Source organism: Streptomyces sp. NBC_00989, from assembly GCF_045162655.1.
Classification (GTDB): Bacteria; Actinomycetota; Actinomycetes; order Streptomycetales; family Streptomycetaceae; genus Streptomyces.
Map to the genome: position 1 here is coordinate 9,309,862 of NZ_CP108728.1, position 26,600 is coordinate 9,336,461.

General features: G+C 71.8%; 26 protein-coding genes. 16 read left to right on the forward strand and 10 right to left on the reverse strand.

All coding sequences use genetic code 11. The features are described from left to right. The first annotated feature begins 216 nt into the window (after positions 1–216). The 6 genes from OG714_RS41880 to OG714_RS41905 all read left to right on the forward strand — a co-directional run bounded on the left by OG714_RS41880 (position 217) and on the right by OG714_RS41905 (position 6,857). Positions 217–1,587 (forward strand): peptidase C39 family protein, encoded by a 1,371-nt coding sequence (locus tag OG714_RS41880; RefSeq protein ID WP_406128983.1) that lies wholly within the window; start codon positions 217–219, stop codon positions 1,585–1,587. Between the two features lie 131 nt (positions 1,588–1,718). Next, positions 1,719–1,865: an SCO1431 family membrane protein gene (locus OG714_RS41885; RefSeq protein ID WP_393049382.1), complete on the forward strand. Its 147-nt coding sequence runs from the start codon at positions 1,719–1,721 to the stop codon at positions 1,863–1,865. Positions 1,866–1,930: 65 nt separating this feature from the next. Then, positions 1,931–2,590, forward strand: a complete 660-nt coding sequence (locus OG714_RS41890) for a TetR/AcrR family transcriptional regulator (protein WP_406128985.1) — start codon at positions 1,931–1,933, stop codon at positions 2,588–2,590. 230 nt (positions 2,591–2,820) lie between these two features. Continuing rightward, the gene (locus OG714_RS41895; RefSeq protein ID WP_406128986.1) at positions 2,821–4,038 is read left to right on the forward strand and encodes an acyl-CoA dehydrogenase family protein; all 1,218 of its coding nucleotides are present in this window, start codon (positions 2,821–2,823) and stop codon (positions 4,036–4,038) included. Positions 4,039–4,613: 575 nt separating this feature from the next. Continuing rightward, the gene (locus tag OG714_RS41900) at positions 4,614–5,714 is read left to right on the forward strand and encodes a hypothetical protein (protein WP_406128987.1); all 1,101 of its coding nucleotides are present in this window, start codon (positions 4,614–4,616) and stop codon (positions 5,712–5,714) included. Between the two features lie 48 nt (positions 5,715–5,762). Then, on the forward strand, positions 5,763–6,857 hold the full coding sequence (locus OG714_RS41905; RefSeq protein WP_406128988.1) for a phosphotransferase family protein: 1,095 nt from the start codon (positions 5,763–5,765) through the stop codon (positions 6,855–6,857). Between the two features lie 10 nt (positions 6,858–6,867). Here OG714_RS41905 and OG714_RS41910 read toward each other — a convergent pair whose 3' ends face one another. Continuing rightward, entirely contained in the window at positions 6,868–7,302 is a 435-nt protein-coding gene (locus tag OG714_RS41910; RefSeq protein ID WP_406128990.1) for a hypothetical protein, read from the reverse strand. A 268-nt stretch (positions 7,303–7,570) separates the two neighbouring features. On the opposite strand from OG714_RS41910, the gene OG714_RS41915 reads away from it, so the two are divergent. From OG714_RS41915 to fxsA, 4 genes are all read left to right on the forward strand, one after another. Beyond that, positions 7,571–8,011 (forward strand): Lrp/AsnC family transcriptional regulator, encoded by a 441-nt coding sequence (locus OG714_RS41915; protein WP_026150833.1) that lies wholly within the window; start codon positions 7,571–7,573, stop codon positions 8,009–8,011. Between the two features lie 47 nt (positions 8,012–8,058). Continuing rightward, positions 8,059–9,660, forward strand: coding sequence for an amidohydrolase (locus OG714_RS41920; RefSeq protein WP_406128992.1), 1,602 nt, complete (start codon positions 8,059–8,061; stop codon positions 9,658–9,660). Positions 9,661–10,192: 532 nt separating this feature from the next. Further along, positions 10,193–11,005 (forward strand): polyprenol monophosphomannose synthase, encoded by an 813-nt coding sequence (locus OG714_RS41925; protein ID WP_406128994.1) that lies wholly within the window; start codon positions 10,193–10,195, stop codon positions 11,003–11,005. A 72-nt stretch (positions 11,006–11,077) separates the two neighbouring features. Continuing rightward, positions 11,078–11,635, forward strand: a complete 558-nt coding sequence (fxsA, locus tag OG714_RS41930) for an FxsA family membrane protein (protein WP_406128995.1) — start codon at positions 11,078–11,080, stop codon at positions 11,633–11,635. Between the two features lie 107 nt (positions 11,636–11,742). Here the strand turns inward: fxsA and OG714_RS41935 are convergent, their stop codons facing one another. From OG714_RS41935 to OG714_RS41950, 4 genes are all read right to left on the reverse strand, one after another. Then, a complete protein-coding gene (locus OG714_RS41935; RefSeq protein ID WP_003977404.1) occupies positions 11,743–12,117 on the reverse strand; it encodes an RNA polymerase-binding protein RbpA in 375 nt (124 codons plus the stop codon). A gap of 255 nt (positions 12,118–12,372) precedes the next feature. Next, positions 12,373–13,722 carry an MFS transporter gene (locus OG714_RS41940; RefSeq protein ID WP_406128997.1) on the reverse strand — a complete coding sequence of 450 codons (1,350 nt, stop codon included), beginning with the start codon at positions 13,720–13,722 and terminating at the stop codon, positions 12,373–12,375. A 40-nt stretch (positions 13,723–13,762) separates the two neighbouring features. Continuing rightward, entirely contained in the window at positions 13,763–14,530 is a 768-nt protein-coding gene (locus tag OG714_RS41945) for a glycerophosphodiester phosphodiesterase (protein ID WP_019059661.1), read from the reverse strand. Next, positions 14,527–15,216, reverse strand: a complete 690-nt coding sequence (locus tag OG714_RS41950; protein ID WP_406128999.1) for a YitT family protein — start codon at positions 15,214–15,216, stop codon at positions 14,527–14,529. The genes OG714_RS41945 and OG714_RS41950 overlap by 4 nt, the downstream gene beginning before the upstream one ends. A gap of 64 nt (positions 15,217–15,280) precedes the next feature. On the opposite strand from OG714_RS41950, the gene OG714_RS41955 reads away from it, so the two are divergent. Beyond that, positions 15,281–16,783: a PLP-dependent aminotransferase family protein gene (locus tag OG714_RS41955; RefSeq protein ID WP_406129001.1), complete on the forward strand. Its 1,503-nt coding sequence runs from the start codon at positions 15,281–15,283 to the stop codon at positions 16,781–16,783. Between the two features lie 69 nt (positions 16,784–16,852). On the opposite strand, the gene OG714_RS41960 is transcribed toward OG714_RS41955, so the two are convergent. Continuing rightward, on the reverse strand, positions 16,853–18,430 hold the full coding sequence (locus OG714_RS41960) for a hypothetical protein (protein ID WP_406129003.1): 1,578 nt from the start codon (positions 18,428–18,430) through the stop codon (positions 16,853–16,855). Positions 18,431–18,464: 34 nt separating this feature from the next. Further along, complete coding sequence (locus OG714_RS41965) at positions 18,465–18,659, reverse strand: hypothetical protein (protein WP_019059657.1); 195 nt, start codon at positions 18,657–18,659, stop codon at positions 18,465–18,467. Positions 18,660–18,915: 256 nt separating this feature from the next. Here OG714_RS41965 and OG714_RS41970 point away from each other — a divergent pair, with 256 nt between their 5' ends. The 5 genes from OG714_RS41970 (at position 18,916) to OG714_RS41990 (ending at position 24,347) form a co-directional block, all read left to right on the forward strand. Further along, positions 18,916–19,308 carry an ankyrin repeat domain-containing protein gene (locus tag OG714_RS41970; RefSeq protein WP_406129004.1) on the forward strand — a complete coding sequence of 131 codons (393 nt, stop codon included), beginning with the start codon at positions 18,916–18,918 and terminating at the stop codon, positions 19,306–19,308. Positions 19,309–19,644: 336 nt separating this feature from the next. Then, the gene (locus tag OG714_RS41975; protein ID WP_406129006.1) at positions 19,645–21,063 is read left to right on the forward strand and encodes a HEAT repeat domain-containing protein; all 1,419 of its coding nucleotides are present in this window, start codon (positions 19,645–19,647) and stop codon (positions 21,061–21,063) included. Between the two features lie 139 nt (positions 21,064–21,202). Next, positions 21,203–22,330 carry a glycosyltransferase family 4 protein gene (locus tag OG714_RS41980; RefSeq protein ID WP_406129008.1) on the forward strand — a complete coding sequence of 376 codons (1,128 nt, stop codon included), beginning with the start codon at positions 21,203–21,205 and terminating at the stop codon, positions 22,328–22,330. Continuing rightward, positions 22,327–23,490, forward strand: a complete 1,164-nt coding sequence (locus tag OG714_RS41985; protein WP_406129010.1) for a glycosyltransferase — start codon at positions 22,327–22,329, stop codon at positions 23,488–23,490. Before OG714_RS41980 ends, OG714_RS41985 begins: the two co-directional genes overlap by 4 nt. Further along, on the forward strand, positions 23,487–24,347 hold the full coding sequence (locus OG714_RS41990; RefSeq protein WP_406129011.1) for an SGNH/GDSL hydrolase family protein: 861 nt from the start codon (positions 23,487–23,489) through the stop codon (positions 24,345–24,347). The genes OG714_RS41985 and OG714_RS41990 overlap by 4 nt, the downstream gene beginning before the upstream one ends. A gap of 13 nt (positions 24,348–24,360) precedes the next feature. On the opposite strand, the gene OG714_RS41995 is transcribed toward OG714_RS41990, so the two are convergent. The 3 genes from OG714_RS41995 to OG714_RS42005 are packed head-to-tail and all read right to left on the reverse strand — an operon-like array spanning position 24,361 to position 26,593. Further along, the gene (locus OG714_RS41995) at positions 24,361–25,230 is read right to left on the reverse strand and encodes a biotin-dependent carboxyltransferase family protein (RefSeq protein WP_406129012.1); all 870 of its coding nucleotides are present in this window, start codon (positions 25,228–25,230) and stop codon (positions 24,361–24,363) included. After that, on the reverse strand, positions 25,227–25,844 hold the full coding sequence (locus OG714_RS42000; RefSeq protein WP_406129014.1) for an allophanate hydrolase subunit 1: 618 nt from the start codon (positions 25,842–25,844) through the stop codon (positions 25,227–25,229). The genes OG714_RS41995 and OG714_RS42000 overlap by 4 nt, the downstream gene beginning before the upstream one ends. After that, positions 25,841–26,593 (reverse strand): LamB/YcsF family protein, encoded by a 753-nt coding sequence (locus OG714_RS42005; RefSeq protein WP_406129015.1) that lies wholly within the window; start codon positions 26,591–26,593, stop codon positions 25,841–25,843. The genes OG714_RS42000 and OG714_RS42005 overlap by 4 nt, the downstream gene beginning before the upstream one ends. Between the last annotated feature and the right edge of the window lie 7 nt (positions 26,594–26,600).

A 26,600-nucleotide genomic window follows, 5' to 3' on the forward strand; every position in this document is an offset into this window, starting at 1 on the left:
TGGGGCGGTGCTGCCGCAGGTCGCCGGGACAGTCTAGGGAGCGGTGGCTCGCACCCCAGGTCATACCAGTGGTCGATACCAATATTGGTGGGTGTGGCGAGGTTCGAAGTGCTGGCAGCGGCGTGCCGTGTGTGTTCATAGTGGGCGCACAGTCGTCCATTGGATCTGTCCCGACTGGATCTGTCCCGACTCGGAACACCCGGGGGTCTTCCACCCATGAGCAGAGCCGAACAGCCGTCCCGCAGAACCGTCCTGGCCGCGGCGGTCGCCGCCGCGGTGGTGAGCGCCGCGGGCCCCGCGGTCGCCGACACCGCCGGTGCGCCCGCCGAGGCCACCGACACGGACCGCGCGCCGACCAGCTCGGTCGACAACCACGCGTGGACCACCTACGCCGACTGGCGCCGCGGCGCCGCCCGGGGCACCCGCGCCGTCCCGGGCTCCCGCCCGGGTCTCGAGATCGGCGCCGCCCTCGGCAGCGTCGACTACACGGACCCGCACACCGGAAAGACCGCGGCCTGGGAGTACGCGACCTGGACGTCCCCCGTCCACAGGCTCTCCGTCCCCGCTACGGAGACCATCGCCTCCTGGAACGCGCACACCCCGGCCGGCACCTGGCTCCAGATCGAGCTGCGCGGCACGTACTCCGACGGCACGGACACCCCCTGGTACGTGATGGGCCGCTGGGCGGCCGGCGACCAGGACATCAAGCGGACCTCCGTCGACGACCAGACGGACGGCAAGTCGACCATCTGGACGGACACCTTCGCGATCGACGACGCGACGACAGGCCTGCGCCTCACGTCGTACCGGCTCCGCCTGACGCTCTACCGCAAGCCCGGCACCAAGCTCACCCCCACCGTGTGGCGGCTCGGCGCGATGGGCTCCGACGTCCCGGACCGCTTCACCGTCCCGGCCTCGACTCCGGGACTGGCCCAAGAGCTGATCGTCCCGCGCTACTCGCAGGAGATCCACGTCGGCCAGTACCCCGAGTACGACAACGGCGGCGAGGCCTGGTGCAGCCCCACCTCCTCGCAGATGATCATCGAGTACTGGGGCGGCCGGCTCACCCCGGAGCAACTGGCCTGGGTCGACCCGTCCTACGCCGACCCGCAGGTCGACAACGCGGCCCGCTTCACCTACGACAACCAGTACCAGGGCTGCGGCAACTGGCCGTTCAACGCTGCCTACGCGGCCACGTTCAAGGACCTCCAGGGCGTGGTCACCCGGCTCGGCTCGCTCGGCGACCTGGAGACGCTGATCGCGGCGGGCATCCCGGCCATAACGTCACAGTCGTTCCTCAGCAGCGAGCTGACCGGCGCGGGATACGGCACCTCCGGCCACCTGATGACCGTGATCGGCTTCACCGCCGACGGCGACGTGATCGCCAACGACCCCAACTCGCCGAGCGATCCGGCCGTCCGCCGCGTCTACAACCGGCGCGAGTGGGAGAACATCTGGCTCCGCACCAAGCGGTACAACGCCTCCGGCAAGGTCTCCTCCGGCACCGGCGGCGTCTGTTACCTCTACTTCCCGGCACATCCGACCACCCGCCAGCGCAAGGCCCTGGCGGCGGTGGGCGTGCGCTGACCCGGAACGCTGTCACAGGGCGCCTGTGATCAGGCGCCCTGTGACCAAGGTCTCCGGTGCAAAAGCCGATACGGATGGCAAGGTGGACAGAACGGGGGAGTCCACCGCACATCCGACCTCTGCGAGCCACCATGACCGCACACTCCGCCAGCGCCGCCCGCACCCGTACCCGCACCGGCGGCCCCAAGGGCGACGGTCCGAAGATCGTCGAGCACGTCATGGGCTGGACCCTTGTCGTGGTGATCGCGATGCTTGTGACCCAAATCGGCCTGCTGTGACCTGACGGATACGCGACCTGCCATACTGCGGTTGACCAAGCCCAGTTGGAGAGCCAGAGTCGAAATTGGAAATCAGTCAGCAGCGTGACGTCCCACGTCCCCGGGCGCGCGGTACAGAGCGTTCCTTGGCGCGCCGCGCCGAACTCATCACCATCGGCCGGAAGTTGTTCGCCGACACGTCCTACGACGCGCTGTCCATGGATGACATCGCGCGGCAGGCGCATGTCGCCAAGGGGCTGATCTACTACTACTTCCAGTCCAAGCGCGGCTACTACCTGGCGATCATCAACGACTCGGTCGCCGACCTGGTGACCTTCGCGGCGAGCGGCCTCGAACTGCCCCAACTGGACCGCGTACAGCGGACGATGGACAGCTACCTGCGCTGGGCCGAGCACAACCAGGCCGCGTACCGCACCATCGTCAGCGGCGGCGTCGGCTTCGACACCGAGGTGCACGCCATCCGCGACGGGGTGCGCGCGGCGATCGTCGCGACCATCGCCGAGGGGGCGTACGGCCGCACGGACATCTCCCGGATCGCGCGCATGGGCCTGTTCGGCTGGGTGTGCAGCGTCGAGGGCGCGACCCTTGAATGGATCAGTACCTCCGACCTTTCCCGCGAGACGATGCGCGAAATCCTCGTGAAGACCCTCGGCGGGACCCTGCGCGCCATCGAGGAACTGGACCCCGCCTACGAGGCGCCCAAGCCAGCCCGCAGGGACGGCTGAACCGGCGGTTCCGCCCCGTTCCCGACGACCGGGCTATTCTTGAAGTAAGCGGTCGTTAACTGGTGACGCGAGACCTTCGATCGGGCATACTCACAGCGCAGAGCCGCTGGTCAGCCGCTTCCGAGACCCGGGAGTAGGAGCAGCGGCCGCATCCGTGCGGTACCCGGCCACGTCGCCTCGACCCCAGGCGTACGCCCGCCGATGTGCCCGACAGGGAGGAGAGCGTCGCCATGCCCGACCGCGCCCCGCAGCCGGTGGACCGGCAACTGCCCACGGACGAGGCCCGGGATCTGATCTCGCTGGCCCGCGACATCGCGCAGCGAGAGATCGCCCCCAGAGCGGCCGAGGAAGAGGACGCCGGACACTTCCCGCGCGAGATCTTCACCCTGCTCTCCCGGTCGGGACTGCTCGGTCTGCCGTACGACTCCGAGTACGGCGGCGGCGACCAGCCGTACGAGGTCTACCTCCAGGTCCTCGAAGAGCTCGCCGCGGCCCGCCTCACGGTCGGCCTCGGCGTCAGCGTCCACTCCCTCTCCTGCCACGCGCTGGCCAACTACGGCACCAAGCAGCAGCAGGTCGAGCACCTGCCCGCGATGCTCGGCGGCGGGCTCCTCGGCGCCTACTGCCTCTCCGAACCGTCCTCCGGCTCCGACGCGGCCTCCCTGCGCACGAAAGCGGTGCGCGACGATGGGGGCCCCTCCCGGTCGAGCGGAGCCGAGACTGGGGGTGAGTGGGTGATCGACGGGACCAAGGCCTGGATCACGCACGGCGGCATCGCCGACTTCTACACGGTCATGGCCCGCACCGGCGAGGACGGCCCGCGCGGGATCAGCGCCTTCCTGGTGCCCGGCGACGCGGCCGGCCTGAACGGCGCGGCACCGGAGAAGAAGATGGGAATGAAGGGTTCCCCCACCGCCCAGGTCCACTTCGACGGCGTCCGGGTCTCCGACGAGCGCCGCCTCGGAGAGGAAGGCCAGGGCTTCGCGATCGCCCTGTCCGCGCTGGACTCCGGCCGGCTCGGTATCGCGGCCTGCGCGATCGGCCTGGCCCAGGCGGCACTTGACGAGGCGGTGGCCTACGCGAGCGGCCGGCAGCAGTTCGGGCGCCCGATCTCCGACTTCCAGGGCCTGCGCTTCATGCTCGCCGACATGGCCACCCAGATCGAGGCGGGCCGCGCGCTCTACCTCGCGGCGGCCCGACTGCGCGACGCCGGCCGCCCGTTCGCCAAACAGGCCGCCATGGCCAAGCTCCACTGCACCGACACCGCGATGAAGGCCACCATCGACGCCGTCCAGGTCCTCGGCGGCTACGGCTACACCGCGGACTTCCCGGTCGAGCGCTACATGCGTGAGGCCAAGGTCCTGCAGATCGTCGAGGGCACGAACCAGATCCAGCGGATGGTCATCGCCCGCCACCTGGCGGGCCCCGAAGCCCACCGAACCGGCTGACGCCCGGGGCCTGTTCGGCGGCTCAGGCCACTGACGCGGCGCCCGGCTCCCGCGTCTCGCCACGCTCTCTCCGGCTTGCTCGGCCCAGTGGTCGACGACACGGGGGAGCGTGGCAGGCGTCTGCGGCCCGAGCCGCCGGCTGCCGACGCCCCTGGTCCGAACAACCTCCTGCGGGAGGACCCCATCGCCGGTCAGGCGCCGTCGATCCCCTCCGACCTGATCCACCGGGCGGACCTGAGGGGCGGCGCCGCCAACCGCGCCCACTCGGGGTCGTGGCGCCCCGGCAGGGTGCGGCCCCGGTCGGCCCAACTCCGCATGAGATCAAGGTAGATGGGCGGGTCCTGGGGCTGCGGCGGCGCCGGCGGAACCGATTCTGCCGGTGCAGGGACGAAGATCCGGCGCTGACGCCCGGTCGGCGCATAAGTGGGGGTCATACCAAGGCAACGGAAGGGCATGTCGACAAGTCACCGGCGCGGGTAATCGAGCGTGAGTTCACCGGCGTACAGGTCACGGCTATGGCGACCGCACGAGACCTGACGTACCGTCACCTCCACTGTCCCCAGGGGAGGTTAGCCGTGGCAGACGACCGTCCCGTGCCCCTCGACGAGTACCCCGTGCACCAGGTCCCCCTGTCGATGAAGCACGTCGCGACCGGTGACCGGAACGCCTACGACCGCTGCATCTTCCACGTGTTCGACCACGAGGGCCGCGCCCTGCTCATCCTCGGCCTCGGCGTCTACCCCAACGTCGGGGTGATCGACGCCTACGCGACCCTCCGCACCGGAGACGTACTCCACGCGGTCCGCGCCTCGGACGCCCTCGGCGACGACCGCATGCACCTCGCCGTGGGCCCGCTGCGCATAGAGGTGGAGGAGCCCCTGCGCCGACTGCGCCTGCGCTGCGAGGACAACTCCCTCTCCTGCGACCTCACTTGGACGGCCGGGTTCCCCGCCCTCTGGGAACCCCACCACGTCCAGTACCGCGGCGACCGGCTCACCCTCGAAGGGCGCCGCTTCGTCCAGGCGGGCGGTGTGGAGGGCGTGATCCGCGCCGGTGACGAGGAGTTCAGGGTCTCCGCCGACGGCTGGACCGGTACCCGTGACCGGAGTTGGGGCGTGCGGCCCATCCCCGGCGAGGAGGGCGGCAGGCTCGCCGAGGACCACCCCACCGAGGGCTTCCACTGGATCTGGTGCCCGGTCCGCTTCGAGGACCGCTTCCTCATGGTCATCGTCCAGGAGGACGCCGACGGCTACCGCACCCTGAACGAGGCGACCGTCGTCCGCCCCGGCCACCGCGACCGCCAACTCGGCTGGCCCCAGGCCGAGATCACCTACCGCCCGGGCACGCGCCACCCCGAGCGCGCCGTCGTCCACCTCGGCGACGCACGCAAACCGCAGGAACTAGACGTGGAGATCCTGACCTCCTCACCGCTGGCGGTCGGCGCCGGTTATCCACCCGCCGACGACTGGCAGCACGGCACGTGGCGCGGCCGCGCCTGGACCGACTGCCGCACCTACGACCTCACCCGGCCCGCCTCGCTCGCCGCCTACGGAGTCACCGACCACGCGGCCCGCTTCCGCCTGGACGGCCAGGTCGGCCACGGCATCTTCGAGCACGGCTCTTTCGGCCGCCACGACCCGAGCGGCTTCACCGGCTTCGACTCGGTGGCGCCGTAAGGGAGTCGAGGTGACATCTCGGCGGCACCACAAGGGAGTTGAGACGACATGGCGACAGCACCCCGCCCCCGCACCACCACCCGCGACCCCGAGGAACTCGCCCACCGCCTCACCGCCTGGCTCGACACCCGCCTGCCCGGCGCCAAGGCCGTGGACGTCAGGGTCCCCGCCTCGAACGGCATGTCCAGCGAGACCCTGCTCTTCGACATCGACCACCCCGAACCCCCGCTCCACGCCTGCGCGTTGAGACTCGCGGCAGACCCGGCGGCGTACACCGTCTTCCCGGTCTACGACATGCCGCGCCAGTTCCGCACGATGCGCCTGGTCGCCGAGCGCACGGACCTTCCGGTACCGCAGGTACGCTGGCTGGAGGAGGACCCTGGGCCGCTCGGCGCGCCGTTCTTCGTCATGGAGCGTGCCGAGGGACGCGTACCGCCGGACGTCATGCCCTATACGTACGAGGGCAATTGGCTGCACGCGGCGACCGACGCGGAACGCGCACACCTGGAGGCCGCCTCGGTCGGGATCATCGCCCGCCTCCACGATCAAGTCCCGCTGTCCGAGGCGGAGTTCCTCACCCTGCCGGGTGACGGCGACGCCCTGCACCGCCACGTCGCATCCCAACGCGCGTACTACGACTGGGTGGTTGACGGTCTCGCCCGCTCACCCCTCATCGAGAGCGCCTTCGACCGGCTCACGGAACTCTGGCCGGCCGACCCCGGCGAACCGGTCCTCAACTGGGGCGACGCGCGCATCGGGAACGTCGTCTACGACGGGTTCGACCCCGTCGCCGTCCTCGACTGGGAGATGGCGGCCCCGGCCCCGCGCGAGGTGGACCTCGGCTGGACCGTCTACCTGCACCGCTTCTTCCAGGACCTGACGGCCGCCTTCGGCCAGCTGGGCCTGCCGGAGTTCTTCCGCCGGGACCGGGTGGAGGCCCGGTACGCCGAACTCACCGGCCACACCCCGCGGGACATGGACTTCTACACCCTGTACGCGGCCCTGCGGCACGCCATCGTGATGCTCCGTGTCGCCTACCGGCAGGTGCACTTCGGCGAGGTGGCCGTCCCGGCGGACCCGGACACACTGATCCTGCACCACGGCAGTCTGCGGGCCATGGTGCAGGGCAGCTACTGGGGTTGAGCGAGGGCGCTCAGGCGGCGCGGCGCATGTCCGGCACGCGCATCGGGCGCGAGCTCGGTCCGCCGACGTGCGAGAACGGCTGCGTCCGCCAGTCGAGGCCCTGAGGGAGCGTCAACAGCAGTGCGGTGTCCTGCTCCTGGAGTTCCGCGGACTCGTCGGCGGACCGGGCGTCGGCCGCCTTGCGGCCCGTACCGGCGCAGACCGTCAGCCCGAACGGGTTCCACGGCGAGGCACACAGCGCGTGCTCCGGCAGGACCGCCTCGTCCGCGAGGAGCGCGATGGGCTGCACGCAGTCCGGGCAGATCACCCGGTACATCTCGAAGGTGTCGTACGCGTCGAACTCGTCGGCGTCGAAATCGTCGGATTCAACGCCCTCCGGCTCTGACTCGACAACGAGCTGCGGCCGCTTGGGCGCGGTGCGTCCAGGGCGCTTAAGACTCTGCATGGGTTCTCCCCCTACTGGGCTGGGCCGTGAAGGCGCTGCGGCCTCGACCACAGCAAGCACTTCCCGTCCCGTCTCCGCGGTAATCACGAGTCCATCACGGAGACCGTCCAGGACCTGTGGCGTTCGTCACATGCCAACCGCAGATGCCCGAGGCGGCGGTTTTGTCCCCGGCTGACTCGCGAGCCGCTCTCCGCCACATCACGAACCGGGTGTGACCTGCGCCGCCCAGGTATCGGAGGAGATCAGAGGCACTGTAGGTTCTTGCGTCATGGAGGAGCTGGACCGACAAATCGTGCAGCTGCTCGTCAAGGACGGGCGGATGAGTTACACAGACCTGGGCAAGGCCACGGGCCTGTCCACGTCGGCCGTGCACCAACGGGTGCGCCGGCTGGAGCAGCGGGGCGTCATCCGCGGGTATGCCGCGGTCGTCGACCCGGAGGCGGTGGGCCTGCCCATGACCGCCTTCATCTCGGTGAAACCGTTCGACCCCAGCGCCCCCGACGACATCGCGGACCGCCTCTCCGACGTCCCCGAGATCGAGGCCTGCCACAGCGTCGCGGGGGACGAGAACTACATCCTCAAGGTGCGGGTCTCCACCCCGCACGAACTGGAGGAACTGCTGGCCCGGCTGCGCGGCCTGGCCGGCGTCTCCACCCGGACCACGGTGGTGCTCTCGACGCCGTACGAGGCACGCCCGCCCCGCATCTGACGGACCTGCGTTCGGGGCGTCGCCGGTGACGCGCGAGACTGTTCCCCATGAGTGAGCGCACCCCCGAGCCGTCAACCGTCCTGCTCCGCCGCGGCGAAGTGCACAGCCCCGCCGACCCCTTCGCGACCGCGATGGTCGTGGAGCGCGGCCAGGTCGCCTGGGTCGGCTCCGAGGGCGCCGCCGACGCGTTCGCGGACGGCGTCGACGAGGTGGTCGACCTGGACGGCGCGCTGGTCACCCCGGCGTTCACCGACGCACACGTGCACACGACGGCCACCGGCCTCGCGCTCACCGGCCTTGATCTGTCCGACGCGCCGTCCCTGGAGGCGGCCCTGTCCCTCGTCCGGGACTTCGCGGCCGCCCGCCCGGCCGACCGCGTCCTGCTCGGCCACGGCTGGGACGCCGCCCGCTGGCCCGGGGGCCGCCCGCCGACCCGCGCCGAACTCGACACGGCGACCGGCGGACGCCCGCTCTACCTCTCCCGCATCGACGTCCACTCCGCGGTCGTCACCACGGCCCTGCTCGACCTCGTCCCCGGCCTCGACGCGACCGACGGCCCCCTCACGGCCGACGCCCACCACGCCGTCCGCGCCACCGCGCTCGCCGCCATCACACCGGAGCAGCGCGTCGAGGCCCAGCGCACCGCCCTGGCCCACGCTGCGTCCCTGGGCGTCGGTTCCGTCCACGAGTGCGCCGGGCCCGAGATCTCCTCCGAGGACGACTTCACGGGCCTGCTGCGGCTCGCCGCCGAGGAGCTCGGGCCGCGCGTCGTCGGCTACTGGGCCGAGCAGGACGTGGAGAAGGCGCGGGAGCTGGGCGCCGTAGGAGCGGCGGGTGACCTCTTCGTCGACGGCGCTCTCGGGTCGCACACCGCGTGTCTGCACCAGCCGTACACCGACGCCGGGCACGCGGGTATCGCGTACCTCGACGCGGACGCCGTCGCCGCCCATGTCGTCGCCTGCACCGAGGCGGGCCTCCAGGCGGGCTTCCACGCCATCGGGGACGCCGCCGTGACCGCGGTGGTCGACGGCGTCCGGGCGGCCGCGGAGAAGGTCGGCCTGGGCCGCGTGCGCGGCGCCCGCCACCGTGTCGAGCACGCCGAGATGCTCACCCCCGAGACCATCGCAGCCTTCGCCGAGCTGGGTCTGACCGCTTCCGTGCAGCCCGCCTTCGACGCGCTGTGGGGCGGCGAGGACGGCATGTACGCCCAGCGGCTGGGTCTGGAGCGGGCGCGCGCCCTGAACCCCTTCGCGGCCCTGCTGCGGGCCGGTGTGCCGCTCGCCTTCGGCTCGGACAGCCCGGTCACCCCGGTCGACCCGTGGGGGACGGTCCGGGCCGCCGCTTTCCACCGGACGGCCGAACACCGGGTGTCCGTGCGGGCCGCGTTCACCGCCCATACGCGGGGCGGCTGGCGGGCCGTAGGGCGGGACGACGCGGGTGTCCTGGTCCCGGGCGCACCCGCCGACTACGCCGTCTGGCGGACCGACGCCCTGGTCGTGCAGGCGCCCGACGACCGGGTCGCGCGCTGGTCGACCGACCCGCGCTCCGGCACACCCGGACTGCCCGACCTGACGCCGGGCGGCGACCTTCCGGTCTGTCTGCGCACGGTCGTGGGCGGACGGACGGTGTTCGTACGGCCGGGCGAGTGATCTCCCGGGGTGGCGCGCCTCCGATCCTTGGCCGCCGCCCCGTCGCGCGACCTGCGCATCCTCGGCCCTGACCAGCTGATTGAGGGAGAAAAGCCAGGTCAAACGACTGTTGACAGGCAGGCGCAGGGGGCCGGTAGGTTCGTCCGAGTCCACCACCGGACGCCCGACCGGGGAACCTCCGAGTAATCGCCGAAGCGCCGCTGCGTCAGGGACGGTGTGCCGTACCGGGCACCGCCACTGGGAGCCAGGCTCAGCGCCCGCGCCACGGCGAGGGAACGTTCCGGCCGGTCGGCTGGTGTGACCCGGGTGGGGCCCGGACGTCCAGTAGACAACGGCTTTGGTCGACCCGCAGCCGGCGGGTCCCAGGCCGGCCCGAAGGGCGCCGGGCCCCCATCCGCAGCACGTATTCACCGAAAAGGACGTTCTTACCCCGTTCTTGTCGAATCGACACCACCGTACGAACGACGTGGCACGTCATGCCAGGCCGCGGCCACTATGGTGGACGCCTGCGTACGGACATGAAGGGGCAGCAGTGAACGACGGCGACGGAGCCCTCGCGGCACAGGCCCAGGGGCGGAAGTTCGGCCCGCTCGGCAAGGCCTTGGTGATCATCCCGACCTACAACGAGGCGGAGAACATCAAGTCCATCGTCGGTCGGGTGCGGCAGTCGGTCCCCGAGGCTCATGTCCTCGTGGCGGACGACAACAGCCCCGACGGCACGGGCAAGCTGGCCGACGAGCTGGCGGCCGAGGACGAACAGGTCCAGGTGCTGCACCGCAAGGGCAAGGAAGGCCTCGGCGCCGCCTATCTGGCGGGCTTCCACTGGGGCATGGACAACGGCTACGGCGTCCTCATCGAGATGGACGCCGACGGCTCCCACCAGCCCGAGGAGCTGCCCCGGCTGCTCACCGCGCTCAAGGGCGCGGACCTGGTGCTCGGCTCCCGCTGGGTACCCGGCGGCCGGGTGGTGAACTGGCCGAAGTCCCGCGAGTTCATTTCCCGCGGCGGCAGCCTCTACTCGCGCGTGGCCCTCGACCTGCCGCTGCGCGACATCACCGGCGGCTACCGCGCCTTCCGCCGCGAGACCCTCGAAGGCCTCGGTCTGGACGACGTGGCCTCCCAGGGCTACTGCTTCCAGGTCGACCTGGCCCGCCGCGCCGTCAGAGCCGGCTACCACGTCGTCGAGGTCCCCATCACCTTCGTGGAGCGCGAACTCGGCGACTCCAAGTTGAGCCGCGACATCCTCGTCGAGGCCCTGTGGCGGGTCACGACATGGGGCGTGGGCGAGCGCGTCGGCAAGCTCCGCGGCCGAGGGAACACCGGCGGAAAGCCTTCACAGCCGTAGCCCTACGACTTCACAGGCCCCGTTGATCGTCCGCTTATCCCGCACTGAGCCGCGCCCAGGCACACTGGACGTATGACGACTGGCGCACCCACCCCTTCCTCCGCCGCCCGGCCTCCGCGTTCCCGGCTGCGTACGTTCCTGCCGTTGGGCATCGCCGTGTGGCTGGTGCTGGAGATCTGGCTGCTGACGGTGGTCGCGGGCGCGTCGAGCGGGCTGACGGTCTTCCTGCTGCTGCTCGCCGGGTTCGTGCTCGGCGCCGTGGTGATCAAGCGGGCGGGCCGGCGGGCTTTCCAGAACCTGAGCCAGGCCGTGCAGCAGGGCACCGCCCCGGCCAGCGGCGGTGGCAGCGGCCTGATGATGCTGGGCGGCCTGCTGCTGATGATCCCCGGTCTGATCTCGGACGCCCTGGGCCTGCTCCTGCTGGTCCCGCCGGTCCAGAAGGCGCTGGGACGCTACGCGGAGCGCGTGGTCGAGCGGAAGCTCGGCAAGGCGGCTCCTGGCACCCTGGGAGACGCCTTCCAGCAGGCCCGCATGCACCGCCCTGACGGCAAGGTCGTCCAGGGCGAGGTCATCCGGGACGAGCCCGGCAGTGACGCCCCTCAGGGCCCGCGTCCGCCGCTCACCCGCTGACCCGGTCGCGGGCACGCAAAAGCGCGGGCGCCGTACATGTTCGTACGGCGCCCGCGCTTACTTGCTTGTACTCGTTCGTGCGGTAGAACCGCTCCGCACCTTCAGGACTAGGCCGACTTGCGGCTGTCCCTCGGGTGAACCGCGATATTCATCGCGCCGGAGCGGAGAACGGCAAGACGCTCCTCGAGGACCTCTTCGAGCTCCTCGCGGGTGCGCCGCTCCATCAGCATGTCCCAGTGGGTACGCGCGGGCTTGGCCTTCTTTTCCTCAGGGCCGTCGCCGTCGACCAGGAGTGCCTGGGCCCCGCAGACCTTGCACTCCCACTCCGGCGGAATCTCCGCCTCGACCGAGAAGGGCATCTCAAAGCGATGTCCCTTCTCGCATGCGTACTCCACGGCCTGGCGTGGTGCCAGGTCGATACCGCGGTCCGTCTCGTAGCTGGTCACCACGAGGCGCGTGCCGCGAAGAGCTCGCTCACTCATGAATCGTGCCTCCCGGGCTTGTCGCCCACAGGACAGGTGTCGCTGTCGTCGTCATCCGGTCAACGTCCGGTCGGCGGTAAAGATTCCCGTACGGGGTCATGCGTCGCCGTCGTAGCCGCCCCTTGTTGTACCCACCAGCGCCCGGTTTGTCACATCTACTAGCAGATGTCACCTAGCGATTCGTCATCTTTGACGCGCAGTAACGGTACGCCAGGCAGGCCAAACGCGTACACTACCGCCCTTTCGCCTCCAGCGCTAAATCCTCTCGGGAAGAGGATTTCCCGCGTCGCTGATCGCCCGCGCCACCGGAACCCGCGCGAGCAGCACGAATCCCACCACGAAGAAGACCACCAGGGAGATGATCGCGTCCCGATAACTTCCGGTCAGCTGGTAGGTCACCCCGAACAGAAGGGGACCCAGCCAGCTCATGCCCCGATCGCTCATCTCGTACGCAGAGAAGTACTCGGCCTCTTTCCCGGGCGGCACCAGATGGGAGAACAGGGACCGGGACAGCGCCTGGCTGCCGCCCAGGACGAGGCCGATCCCGGCGGCCAGCACGAAGAACCAGACGGGCGCGCCGGCGGGCAGGAAGTACCCGGCGCCCAGCGTCACCGTCCACGCGACGAGCGAGCCGAGAATCGTCCGCTTGGCCCCGTAGGTCCGGGCGAGTCGCCCCATGCCGAGCGCACCCGCCACCGCGAGGACCTGGACCATCAGGACGGCCGTGATGAGCGTGGACTGGCTCAGACCCAGCTCCTCGGAGCCGTACACGGACGCCTGGGAGATCACCGTCTGGATGCCGTCGTTGTAGATCAGGTAGGCGAACAGGAAGGACAGCGTGAGCGGTTTGCCGCGCATGTCCCGGACGGTCGCCGCGAGCTGCCGCCAGCCCTGCGCCGTCGGTGCCTCGGACGGCGTACGGCCGCGGTCGCGCAGCCGTTTCAGCGGTACGAGGGTGAAGGCGCCCCACCAGATCCCGGCCGAGGCGAGACAGATGCGCACGGCCATCGACTCGGAGAGGCCGAAGGAGTCGTGGGCAGTGAAGAGGATCAGGTTCAGGACGAGGACCAGGGAGCCCGCCGCGTAGCCGAAGGCCCAGCCCCGGGAGGAGACCGCGTCGCGTTCCTCCGGAGGGGCGATCTGCGGAAGGTAGGAGTTGTACACGACCATCGAGACGGCCACCGACGAGTTGGCGACGATCAGCAGGAAGCCGCCGAGCAGATAGCGGTCGCCGTCCAGGAAGAAGAGCCCTGTGGTGGCGGTCGCGCCCACGTAGGCGGCGAGCGCCAGGAGAGGCTTCTTGCGGCCCGTGCGGTCGGCCGCCGCGCCCGCGAGGGGCATGACGAGGATCGACACGATGACGGACGCGGAGACCGTGTAGGCGAAGAAGGAGCCCGCCCGGAGCGGTATCCCCAGGGGATGCACGAAGCCGTCCGGGTCCGCCGCCGACTTCGCGACCGAGGTCAGATAGGGGCCCAGGAACACGGTGAGAACGCTCGTCGAGTAGACGGAGCAGGCCCAGTCGTAGAAGTACCAGCCGCGCTGCTCGCGCCGCCGCTCGGCGGCCTCGTCGGCCGGCTGTGACCGCAGGGTGTCGGTACCCACCCGTGCCCTCGCTTCCCCGTGAACGCGTCGCCCCGGGGGCTCAGGCCCAGACGCCCCGCTCCACCATGACCTCGCGCAGTGTGTCGATGTGATCGGTCATGATGCCATCCACTCCCAGGTCAAGGAGCCGGTGCATGCGATCGGCCTCGTTGATGGTCCACACGTGGACCTGCACCCCGCGCGCGTGGGCGGCGCTTACGAATCGCCGGTCAACCACAGGGACGCCCGACTGCTCCTCGGGCACCTGTGCGGCGACCGCCGAGCGGCGTACCGGCAGAGGCGCGCCCCAGGAGCGCAGCCGCAGGTTCAGCACCCCGCGCGTGCCGAACGACGTGGCCAGGCGCGGCCCGGCCAGGTGCTGGGCGCGGACCACACGCTTCTCGGAGAAGGAGCCGACGAGGACGCGGTTCCAGGAGTCGGTGCGCTCCAGGAGGTCCAGGAGGGGGCGGAGTGCCGGCTCCGCCTTGATGTCGACGTTCCAGCGCACCTCGGGGAACGTCTCCAGCAGCTCCTCGAAGAGGGGCACCGGTTCCTTGCCCGCCACGCGCGCGTGGCTCACGTCCGACCAGAAGAGGTCCGCGATCCGGCCGGCGCCGTCGGTCACCCGGTCCAGGGTCTCGTCGTGGAAGGCGACGAGCTTCCCGTCCGCCGTGGCGTGGACGTCGGTCTCGATGTACCGGTAGCCCAGCTCCACCGCGCGGCGGAACTGGAACACGGTGTTCTCCAGGCCGTCCGCCGCCCCGCCCCGGTGGGCGAAGGGGATGGGTCCGGGGTGGTCGAGGTACGGATGACGTATGAGCGTGGTCACCGGGGCAGTATCGCCCGTTCTGGTGACCCGGTGGCTACGACCGTGCTGCCGCCGGATGCCGGCGGGGCGGCGAACACGCGCAGGAACAGCTGGGCGAGCGGGCCGATCGCCAGGGCGTACAGCAGGGTGCCGATGCCGACGGTGCCGCCGAGCGCGAAACCGGCGGCCACGACCGCGACCTCGATCACCGTCCGTATGAGGCGGATCGAGCGGCCCGTGCGCCGGTGCAGCCCGGTCATCAGCCCGTCGCGCGGGCCCGGACCGAAGCTCGCGGAGATGTACAGCCCGGTGGCGACCCCGTTGAGCAGGATGCCCGCCAGGAGGACCGGAATCCGTACGGCCAGGCCGTGCGCCTCGGGCACCAGCGCGAGGGTGCCGTCCATGGCCAGGCCGACCACGAACACGTTGGAGACCGTGCCCAGCCCCGGGCGCTGGCGCAGCGGGATCCACAGGAGCAGCACCGCCGCGCCCACGATGATCGAGACGCCGCCGATCGTCAGGCCGGTGAGTTCGGCGAGGCCCTGGTGCAGCACGTTCCAGGGCTCCAGGCCCAGGCCCGACACCACCAGGAGCGCCGAGCTGGCGCCGTAGAGGGCGAGTCCGACGTACAGCTGGACCAACCGTCGTCCGAGGCGGCTCTGCGTGGACAAAGGGGGCTCCTTGGTGGTGGTAGTGGCCTGACACATGGCACTCTGTGGCTTGAGAACGAATGCCATCCATGGCCAATTCCGGGAAGGTGGACTGGTTTCCATGGCGCAGTGGACCTCGGCGATGGGCGCCGCGCAGCTCGCCCGGCTGCTCAACTCCCAGCAGGACCGGCCGGCCGGACCCGGCACCCGCCGACCGCCCGCCTACCGCGCGCTCGCGGACGGCATCCGGCTGCTCGTGCTGGAGGGGCGCGTCCCGGTGGCCGCCCGGCTGCCCGCCGAGCGGGAGTTGGCGCTCGCGCTGTCCGTCAGCCGCACCACGGTCGCCGCCGCCTACGAGGCGTTGCGCGCCGAGGGGTTCCTGGAGTCCCGGCGCGGGGCGGGCAGCTGGACCTCCGTACCCGCCGGAAACCCGCTCCCCGCGCGCGGGCTGGAGCCGTTGCCCCCGGAGGCCCTCGGTTCGGTGATCGACCTGGGCTGCGCCGCCCTGCCCGCGCCCGAGCCGTGGCTCACCCGGGCCGTGCACGGCGCCCTGGAGGAGCTGCCGCCGTACGCCCACACGCACGGCGACTATCCGGCCGGGCTGCCCGCGCTGCGCGCGATGATCGCCGAGCGGTACACCCTGCGCGGGATTCCGACCATGCCCGAGCAGATCATGGTGACGACCGGCGCGATGGGCGCCATCGACGCCATCTGCCACCTCTTCGCGGGGCGCGGCGAGCGGGTCGCCGTCGAGTCGCCCTCGTACGCCAACATCCTTCAGCTGATGCGGGAGGCGGGCGCCCGGCTGGTGCCCGTGGCGATGGCCGAGGGACTCTCCGGCTGGGACATGGACCGCTGGCGGCAGGTGCTGCGGGACGCGGCGCCCCGGATCGCGTACGTCGTCGCCGACTTCCACAACCCGACCGGCGCCCTCGCCGACGACGACCAGCGGCGTCAACTCGTGGACGCGGCCCGCTCGGCCGGCACCGTGCTCGTCGCCGACGAGACGATGACCGAGCTGTGGCTGGACGACGACGTCGACATGCCGCGTCCCGTCTGCGGCTTCGACCCGGCCGGCTCGACGGTGATCACCGTCGGCTCCGCCAGCAAGGCCTTCTGGGCGGGCATGCGCATCGGCTGGGTCCGCGCGGCCCCCGACGTGATCCGCAGCCTGGTCTCCGCCCGCGCCTACGCCGACCTCGGCACACCGGTGTTGGAGCAACTCGCCGTCAACTGGCTTTTCAGCACGGGCGGTTGGGAACAGGCGGTTGAGATCCGTCGTGGTCAGGCCCGCGAGAACCGGGACGCGCTGGTCGCGGCGGTACGGCGGGAGTTGCCAGACTGGGAGTTCGAGGTGCCCAAGGGCGGGCTCACGCTCTGGGTGCGCACAGGCGGGCTGTCGGGGTCCCGGCTCGCCGAGATGGGGGAGCGCGTGGGGGTCCGGGTGCCGTCCGGGCCGCGCTTCGGCGTCGACGGCGCCTTCGAGGGCTATGTGCGGCTGCCGTTCACCGTGGGCGGCGCGGTGGCCGAGGAGGCGGCGGTACGACTGGCCGCGGCGGCCCGGCTGGTGGAGAACGGGGTCAGCGGGGGCGGGGGCGAATCGCCGCGCACGTTCGTGGCGTAGACGAGTCTCCAGGAGTCTGGTTCGGGTGCGGGCGGGCGGCTCCCGGCCGCCCGCACCCGAACCGGGCCCTTACGAAGTCTCCGCTACGGCGGCCTCCACCACCGCTTCGGTCACTACCGTCTCCTCCGCGTCCGCCGGTGTCGTGCGCGGCGGAAGCAGGGCAAGGACCGCCTGGCGGTGCGCGTCGTTCGTCGCGTCGTCGTACGGGTCCGGGGTCGCCGGGACCTGGAGCCGGTGGACCGGGCCGGTGCCCAGCCGGGCGTAGCCGCGGCCCGGAGGGACCTGGGCGATCGGCGTGGTGTGCGGGGGAGCGCCCAGGACCGCCTCCAACTGGGCGGCGGTGGCGGGGCCGAGGACGACACGCGCGCGTGTGTGCTGTCGTACGGCGTCGCTCAGGGTGTCCGCGCTGTCGAACTGGTCGGCCACCACCACCGTCACATTGGCCGCGCGGCCGTGCCGGAGGGGGACCTGGAGCAGGGACTGGGGGTCCTTGTAGCCGTCGGCCGCCGCCACGTGGGCGAAGGCGCTCGGGCGGTCCAGGATGATCCACAGGGGGCGCCTGGTGTCGTCCGGCGTCGGGTGGCCAGACTGGCGTGCTCGGTTGGCCGCGATCAGCCGGCGTTCCGTCTCGTGGGCGGCCCACTCCAGACTGGCCAGCGCGCCGGACAGGCCACACTCCACAGCGAGGACTCCGTCCCGGCCGGTGAGGCACGCGTACTCGCCGGTACCGCCGCCCTCGACGATCAGGACGTCGCCGTACTGGAGGGCCTGCAGGGCGATGGAGCGCAGCAGGGTGGAGGTGCCGCTGCCCGGCTGGCCCATGACCAGCAGGTTCGGCTCGGTGGAGCGGATGCCGGTGCGCCAGACGACCGGCGGGACGTCACGCTGTTCCTCACCGTGGGTGAGGGGGAGCGTGCGGTGGACCTGGGTCGGGTCGGTGAAGCCCAGGACGGTCTCACCGGGGGCGGTGACGAAGCGTTGGGCGGCGATGTCGGTGGGGAGCGGGGCGAGGACGCCGATCGTGAGCTGGTTGCCCTCCTCGTCCCACGCGAAGTGGTACTCCCGGCCGCGGCCGGACTTCGCGGTGAGCAGCTGCTCGATCCGCGCGCGGGAGTCGGCCTCGCCGTCGGTGAAGTACGCCGGATAGCGGACGACCAGATGGGAGATCCGGCCCGCGCCGTCGAACTCGTAGGCGGGGAAGGCCTTCTCCCAGTCGCCGCCGTGGGCGAACAGGGGCGCCGGGTCCTCGGCGGTCGAGAAGTAGGGCACCAGCGCTTCGTAGAGGGACTGGAGGCGCTGGGTCTGGGACTCGTCGGGCCCTTCGGGCGCCGGCGGGGTGCGGTCCCTGCCGTGCCATGCCGCCGCCGCCATCAGGGTGATGGCGGCGAGCAGCGGGCCGTACGGGACCAGGGCCACGACCAGGATCACCGAGGCCACCAGGAAAAGCAGCGGCCCGCGCTTGTCCTTGGGGGTGTCGGTCCATCTGCGCCGGCCGGCGGATGCCAGCCGACGCAGACCCTTGGTGATCGTGATCAGCGGATGGAGGACATCGGTGGCGCTGTCGGCCGCCGTCCGGGCCAGCTCCCGGCTCCGGGCGATCTGGGCGGTGCCGTTGCTCAGGATGCGGGGGAGGGGGCGCCGGGCCACTGCTGTCTCCTGAAGGTCCGTACGGGTGGGGACGTCAGAACTTGATTCCGCCGAGGAGGCTCGCCAGGCTCTCGCCGCCGGCCTTGATGCTCGGCGCGATGGCCGTGCTGGCCATGTAGAAGCCGAAGAGTGCGGCCACCAGGGCGTGGGAGGCCTTGAGTCCGTCTTTCTTGAAGAAGAGGAAGACGATGATGCCGAGAAGGACGACGCCTGACATGGACAGGATCATTTGAGCTCTCCTGGTTCGTGGGGACAGTCACCATGAGTTGTTCCAGGATCACAGGATGTATCCATACGATAAAAGGTGCAAGTGGGTGAATTTCGGCGAATTTCCCTCGAATGGTGGAGCGCATTCGGGCCCTCTGAGCAGGGGTTTCACCTGTGTCGGGCCCAGTGGTGATCTTTGCCGCGGAGGGGGCCGGTCATGTGTCTGTGGAGCCAGTACGCTGGCGATTCACCCGTACTAGTGAGAGGCGGTCAGGCCGATGAGTGAAGCCCCCGACCCCGAGGTCGTGGAGTTCGCGACCAAGATCTTCGACCTGGCCCGCCAGGGCGGGACCGAGGCGCTGGTCGCGTACGTGGACGCGGGCGTCCCGGCCAATCTCACCAATGACCGCGGTGACTCCCTGGTGATGCTCGCCGCGTACCACGGGCACGCCGACGCCGTACGGGCCCTGCTGGCGCGGGGCGCGGAGGCCGACCGGATCAACGACCGGGGCCAGACGCCGCTCGCCGGAGCCGTCTTCAAGGGCGAGCAACAGGTGATCGAGGTCCTGCTGGAGGCCGGCGCCGATCCGGCCGCGGGCACCCCGTCGGCGGTCGACACGGCCCGGATGTTCGCCAAGGCCGAGCTGCTGGAGCTGTTCGGCGCGCACTGAGGCGCGGCCCGTCGCCAGTCGGGACGAGCCTTCTGACCAGGTACGACAAGGAAAACGGGGGAAAACGGGGGAAGGCAGCACGGCGCCGCCCGAAATTTCGGTCGCGGCATCGAGAACTGCCGGGTCATCATGACGTCGTGATTTACGGACGCGATGGCTGGGCAGGTGTTGCCGCACCGCGCGGGCCGTAGTTGCGGCCCGCATGGGCCACCTACGAGAGGCAGAGGAAAATGGTCTACAGCAAGCAGGAAACGGCGGGCGCCCCGACGTGTTGTCACGCGGCCAGGTAGTGCACGTCCCCCGGTTGCGTCGACGCTTGATGTGAGGCTGTTTCCCATGTTCGATCCGGTCATAGCGCCCAGCGGTACGCTGCTCGGCCTGCTTCAGCGGGGCCGCGGCGACGGCACACTGCACGCGCTCACCGCACCCCGTGCCGAGGCACTCGCGGCACTGAACCACTGTGTGCTGCGCGACCCCCGCCACGACTGGCAGGTGGAGAACCGCTCCCTGTACTACGCCCGCCTGTACCTCGACCTGAACGGCGACCTGGACGCCGTCGAGGCCCACCTCTTCGACACCGAGGACGTCCTCGACACCGAGGAGTCACGTACGGGCCTCGCGCTCGCCGTCCTCGGGCACCTCGCCTCCTACGGCAGGCTGGACGCCCTCGCCCTGCTGCGCAGGTACGCGGCCTCCGGGACCAATTGGGCCTGGGCGCTCGACGAGCTGGCGCTCAGGGACGACGACGCGGGCCTGCGCGCCCTCGCCGCTCCCGTGCTGGCGCGGTTCCCGGCCGACCCCGAGGGCGAGGCCGAACTGGCGACCGCCGTGCGCGACGCCTTCGAACCCCGGCCCTGGCGGCTGTGGGCCGAGGATCCGCGCGAATCGATCGCCACGCGCGTGCGTGCCGCCCAGGAGGCCGGCTGCTTCGACCTCTGGCAACGCCAGATGCGACCAACCGGGCCCCGTCCGGGGTGGAGCGTGCAGGCGGTGTTCGAGTGGGCCCAACAGGGCCTCGAACGCGGAGCCGCGCTGCACGTCCCCGCCGCCCGCTGTCTCACCGCGGTGGCGGGCCCCGAGGACCGGCCCGAGATCGTCGAGGCCGCCAAGGACGGCGGCGAGGGCGCCCGCTGCACCGCCCTGCGCTATCTCGCCGACAGCAACGATCCCGAGGCCCTCCAGCTGATCGAGCGCGCGGTGGCCACCGGCCCGGCGCCCGTCGTGGAAGCCGCCGTGGACGCCTTCGAACGGATGCGGTCCATCGCCGCCGTCGACCGGGCCCGCGGCTGGGCCCGCCGCCCCGACCCGCTCGGCGCCGCCGCAGGACGCATGCTCGCCTGCCGGGGCGGAGCCCAGGACAGCGACCTCGTCCTCGGCGCCCTCAGGGAGGCCGTCATGGGCGAAGGACCCGACGCCCCCACCCTCTGGACCCTCGTCGACGGCGCAGGCCGCCTCGGCATCGTCTGCGCCGCCCCCGTCCTGCGCCATGTGTACCGGGAGACGGCCTCGTCCCATCTGCGCGGCCGGGCCGCCCGGGCCCTGGCCGCCACCGACCCCTCCTACCCCACCGGCTTCGCCGTCGAGTGCCTCTGGGACTGCGAGGAGACCACCCGCGAGATCGCCGCCCGGCACGCCGAGACCGCCGACGCCCGGGTCGTGGAGCAGCTCCGCAGGCTCGCCGCCGACCCGGCCGAGGAAGCGGAAGTCCAGACAGCCGTACGGAGCCGGATCGGGCCCGACGCCCCCGCAGTGTGAACGTGGGATGACCCGCGGGTCAGACGCGCATGGACGCCGTCTGACCTGCTCGGGTGTGCAGCGCAACGCTCATGGGACGTTCATCGTTCGCATAGATCCACGTTGACGCGGCCACGTCCAGTCCGGCGACAACACGGGTATGCGTGTCGTCATCGTGACCGAATCCTTTCCCCCCGATGTGAACGGCGTGGCCCACTGCGCGCTCCAGACCGCCCGGCACCTCGTGGATCGCGGTCATCATCCGCTCGTCGTCGCGCCGGCCACCTCGGCCGGCAGCGGGCCCGACGCCCAGTCGCCGTGCCCCGTCATCCGTGTCCCCTCCCTACCGCTCCCGGGCTACCCCCAGGTCCGCGTCGCCCTCCCCAGCCGACGCGTCGCCGCGGCCATCACCGAACACCGCGCCGACATCGTGCACCTGGCCAGCCCCTTCATCCTCGGCGTCCGCGGCATGGCCGCAGCCGCCCGGCTCGGCATTCCCGCCGTCGCCGTCTACCAGACCGACCTCGCCGGATACGCCCGTACGTACGTCGGTGCCGGCGAGGCCACCGCCTGGCGGCGCATCCGCTCCGTCCACGCCGCCGCCGACCGCACCCTCGCGCCCTCCAGCGCGGCCCTGGGCGACCTGGAGGCGCACGGCGTGCCCCGGGTCAGGCTCTGGCCGCGGGGCGTGGACACCGAGCGTTTCCGCCCCGAGTACCGGGACGACGCGCTGCGCCGCGAACTCGCACCGAACGGCGAACTGATCGTCGGCTACGTCGGCCGGCTCGCCCCCGAGAAGCAGATCGAACTCCTCGCCGGAGCCTGCGGCATCGAGGGCGTCCGTGTCGTGGTCGTCGGCGACGGGCCCAGCAGGCCGCACCTCGACGAGGCGCTGCCGGGCGCGGTCTTCCTCGGTCGGCGTACCGGCGACGAGCTCGCCCGTATCTTCGCCTCGTTGGACATATTCGTGCACACCGGACCTTTTGAGACCTTCTGTCAGACCGTCCAGGAAGCCATGGCCAGCGGCGTCCCCGTCGTCGCGCCCGCCGCCGGCGGCCCGCTCGACCTGGTCGCCCACGGCCGCACCGGGTTCCTCTTCCCGCCCCGCGACGAGGCCGCCGTGACGGACGCTGTACGGACCCTGGCCGCCGATCCCGCACTGCGCGCCGAGTACGGCACCGCCGCGCGGGCCATGGTCGAGGGCCGCACCTGGGCGGCCGTCGGCGACCAGCTGATCGCGCACTACGGGGATGTCCTCGCCGGGCGCAGGACGGTGGTGGCGGCATGAACACCGCATCGCTGCGGATCGTCCGCCTTGCCAACTTCGTGGCCCCCTCCTCCGGGGGCCTGCGCACCGCTCTGCGCGAGCTGGGCAAGGGCTTCAAGGAGGCCGGGCACGAGCCGGTCCTCATCGTGCCCGGCGAACGCCACACCGACCGCGAGACCGAGCAGGGCCGGGTCATCACCCTGCCCGGACCGCTGATCCCCGGCACCGGCGGCTACCGCGTCCTCGCCGACAAGCGGCGCGTGGCCAGCCTCCTGGAACACCTAGCCCCCGACCGCCTGGAGGTCTCCGACCGTACGACCCTGCGCTGGACCGGCAAATGGGCCAGGCGGGCCCGCGTCCCCGCCGTGATGGTGTCCCACGAGACTGCCGACGGCGTCCTGCGTACCTGGGGCCTGTCGGAGAACATGTCCCGGCGCACCGCCGACGCCCTCAACGTCCGTACGGCGCACACCTACGCGCGCGTGGTGTGCACCACCGAGTTCGCCGAGCGGGAGTTCGTCCGCATCGGCGCCCGCAACGTCGTACGGGCACCGCTGGGCGTCGACCTGGTGGGGCGCAGTCCGGAGCTGCGGGACCCGGTGGTGCGCGCGGAGTACGCGCGCGTGGACCAGGTTCTGCTGGTGACCTGCACCAGGCTCTCCGTGGAGAAGAAGCCCGGTACGGCGCTCGACGCCCTGGAGGCGCTGGTACGGCGCGGGCGGCGGGCGGTCCTCGTGGTCGCCGGGGACGGGCCGCTGCGGGCCCGGCTCGAACAGCGGGCGCGGGAGCGGGGGTTGCCGGTCACCTTCCTCGGGCACGTCTCCGACCGGCGGCTGCTCGGCGCGCTCCAGGCCTCCGCCGACGTGTGCCTGGCGCCCGGGCCCGCCGAGACCTTCGGGCTCGCCGCGCTGGAGGCCATGGCCTGCGGCACCCCCGTGGTGGCCAGCGCCTCGTCGGCGCTGCCCGAGGTCATCGGCTCCGCCGGGGCCACGGCCGCGGACAACGGGAGGGCCTTCGCCGACGCCGTGGACATGCTCCTCGAACGCCCCGAGGCGGAGCGCCGGGAGACCGCACGCGCGCGTGCCGAGTGTTTCGGCTGGCACACGGCGGTCGACGCGTTCCTCGCGGCCCACGACGCGGATGTTCCGGTACGGCGTTTCGTGCCCGGAGGCGTGGCATGAGAACGGTCCGTTTCGTCGCCCTCGGTGACTCGCTCACCGAGGGCGTGGGCGATCCCGTCGGCGAGGCGTGGCGCGGTTGGGCCGCGCTGCTCGCCGACGGGCTGGCCGAACAGCCCGACGAATCCGTGGAGTTCACGAACCTGGCGGTCAGCGGGGCGCAGTCCCGGGACGTGCTGGAACGGCAGACCCCGGCCGGGCTCGCCCTGAACCCGGACGTCGTGTCCGTCGTCATAGGCGTCAACGACACCCTCCGCTGCACCTTCGACATCCAGGCCGTGGCCGCCCGCCTCGACGAGGTCTACGCGGCCTTCACGGCACAGGGCGCGGTCCTGCTCACGGCCTGTCTGCCCGACCCGGGCGCGATGCTCGGCCTCCCGGGCGCGCTGGCCCGTCCGCTGGCCCGACGCCAGCGGGCGGTGAACGCCGTGGTGCACGCGCTCTCCGAGCGGTACGGGGCCGTGCATCTGCACGCGGCCGAGGGTGCGTGGATCATGGACCGCGCGATCTGGAGCGCGGACCGGCTGCACCCCGGGGAGCGCGGACACCGCCAACTGGCGCTGCGCTTCCACGCGTTGCTCACCGAGGAGGGTGTGGCCTCGGGGGTCGCGCCGTCGCCCGAGCCCGAGTTCCCGGCGCCCACCAGGTCGGCCAGTCTGCTGTGGCTGGCGACCGCGGGCACGGGGTGGGTGGTCCGCCGCTGCACCGACCTGCTGCCGCAGCTCCTGAGGCTGGCCGCCGACGAGATGCGCCACCGCGCGCGGGGCACGAGCGCGCGCCTCGACCTGAGCGCGTCCCACGCCGTGTCGATGGCGCTTGCGTCCCTGTCCGTGAAACAGGAGCAGCCGGACGCCGCATAGGGCGTCCGGGGCTTCAGCGGCGCCGTACGGCCACGAAACGGACCGGGGTTCCGGGCACCGCCTGCGCGGCCGCCGGGAGGTCCGTGGGGCGGACGACAGCGATCACCGGATAGCCGCCGGTGGTCGGATGGTCGGCGAGGAACACCACCGGGCGGCCGTCCGGCGGGACCTGGACGGCACCGAGGACCATGCCCTCGCTGGGGAGTTCACCGGTAAGGGCCCGCTCCAGGGCGGGCCCCTCGGTGCGCAGCCCGATGCGGTTGCTCGCCGAGGACACCTGGTAGGCGCGTGACGTGAACGTGCGGACCGCCTCCGGTGTGAACCAGTCGTCGCGGGGCCCCAGGGTCACCCGCAGGACGAGTTCGACCGGGGGGCGCGGCTGCGGGGCGACATCCACGCGCGCGTGGAGGCTCATCGGGGAACCCAGCGGCAGTATGGCGCCGTTCGTGAGCGGCGCCGGACCGAGCCCCGACAGCAGGTCCGTGGAACGGCTGCCGAGCACCGGCTCGACGCCGACCCCACCGGCGAAGGCGACGTAGCTCCGTACTCCGGAGACGGCCGTCCCGATGTCCAGGAGCGCCCCGGCTGGCACGTGCACAGGCGCGCCCCAGGCGACCGGCCGTCCGTCCACCGTGACCGGGCAGGGCGCGCCCCCGATCGCCACGAGGATCGTTGAACGAGGCCGTACGGCACAGCCGTTGAGGGTCGTCTCCAGGACGGCCGCTTCGGGCGGGTTGCCGACCAGCCGGTTGACGAGCGCCGCCGCGGGTCCGTCGAGCGCCCCGGAACGCGGCACCCCCAGGTGCGCGTGTCCGGGCCGTCCCAGGTCCTGCACGGTGGTCAGGGCCCCGGCCCGTACGACGGCGAAGGCTCGGTCCGTCATACGTCCGCCACCGGGACGAAGCGCACGCGCGTGCCGGGCGACAGCAGCGCGGCGGGCTCGCGCGTGTGGTCCCACAGGACCGCGGTCGTGGTTCCGATCAGCTGCCAGCCGCCGGGCGAGGCGCGCGGGTACACGCCGGTGTACGGGCCCGCCAGGCCCACGGCACCGGCGTGCACGGCCGTGCGCGGGGTGGCCCGGCGGGGCACGTCGTAGCGGGCCGGGAGGCCGGTGAGGTAGCCGAAGCCGGGAGCGAACCCGCAGAAGGCGACGCGGAACTCGGTGGCCGCGTGGATACGGGCCACCTCACGCTCGGGGACGCCCCACAGCGCGGCGACGTCGGCGAGGTCCGGGCCGTCGTAGCGCACCGGGAGTTCGATCACCTCACGCGCGCGTGGGGGAGCGGGGGGTACGTCGGAGGTGGTGAGTTCGGATGCCAGCCGGGCCGGGTCGGTGAGGCCGTCGAGGAGGACCGTGCGGGCGGCGGGGACGATCTCGCGGACGGTGAGCAGGCCCTCCGCGCGGCGTCGCAGCAGCTCCGCGTGGACGGCCTGGGCCTCCTCCCCGGAGGCGACCTCGACGAGCAGCGCGCTGTCGCCGACGGGCAGCGCCCTCATACGAAGGCCTCCACCTGGACACCGGACTCCAGGAGCCGCTCGCGGACCCTGCGGGCCAGGTCGACCGCGCCGGGCGTGTCCCCGTGCAGGCACAGGGAGCGGGCCCGTACCTCGATGCGCGCCCCGGAGAGCGCGTCGACGGTCCCGGAGCGGGCCAGGCTCAGCGAGCGCTCCACGACGGCCTCGGGGTCGGTGACCACCGCGCCGTCACGGCCGCGCGGCACGAGCGTGCCCTCGTCGGTGTACGCGCGGTCCGCGAACGCCTCCGTGACGGCCGGCAGCCCGGCCTTCTCGGCCAGGTCGAGCACGACCGAGCCGGGCAGCCCGAGCACGGGCAGCGAGGCGTCGGCCAGGAGCACGCCCTCGATCACCGCGGCGGCCTGCTCCGGGTCGTGCACGACCCTGTTGTAGAGCGCCCCGTGCGGCTTGACGTACGACACGCGCGTGCCCGCCGCCCGGGCGAACACCTCCAAGGCGCCGATCTGGTACGCCACTTCGGCCGCCAGCTCGGCGGACGGCACGTCCATCGCGCGCCGCCCGAACCCCGCCAGATCCCGGTAGGACACCTGGGCGCCGACCCGTACCCCGCGCTCGGCCGCCAGCTCGCACACCCGCCGCATGGTGACCGGGTCCCCGGCGTGGAAACCACAGGCCACGTTGGCGCTGGTGACGACGGACAACAGCTCTTCGTCGTCGGTGAGATGCCAGCGGCCGAAGCCCTCGCCGAGGTCGGCGTTCAGATCGATCATCATCTCT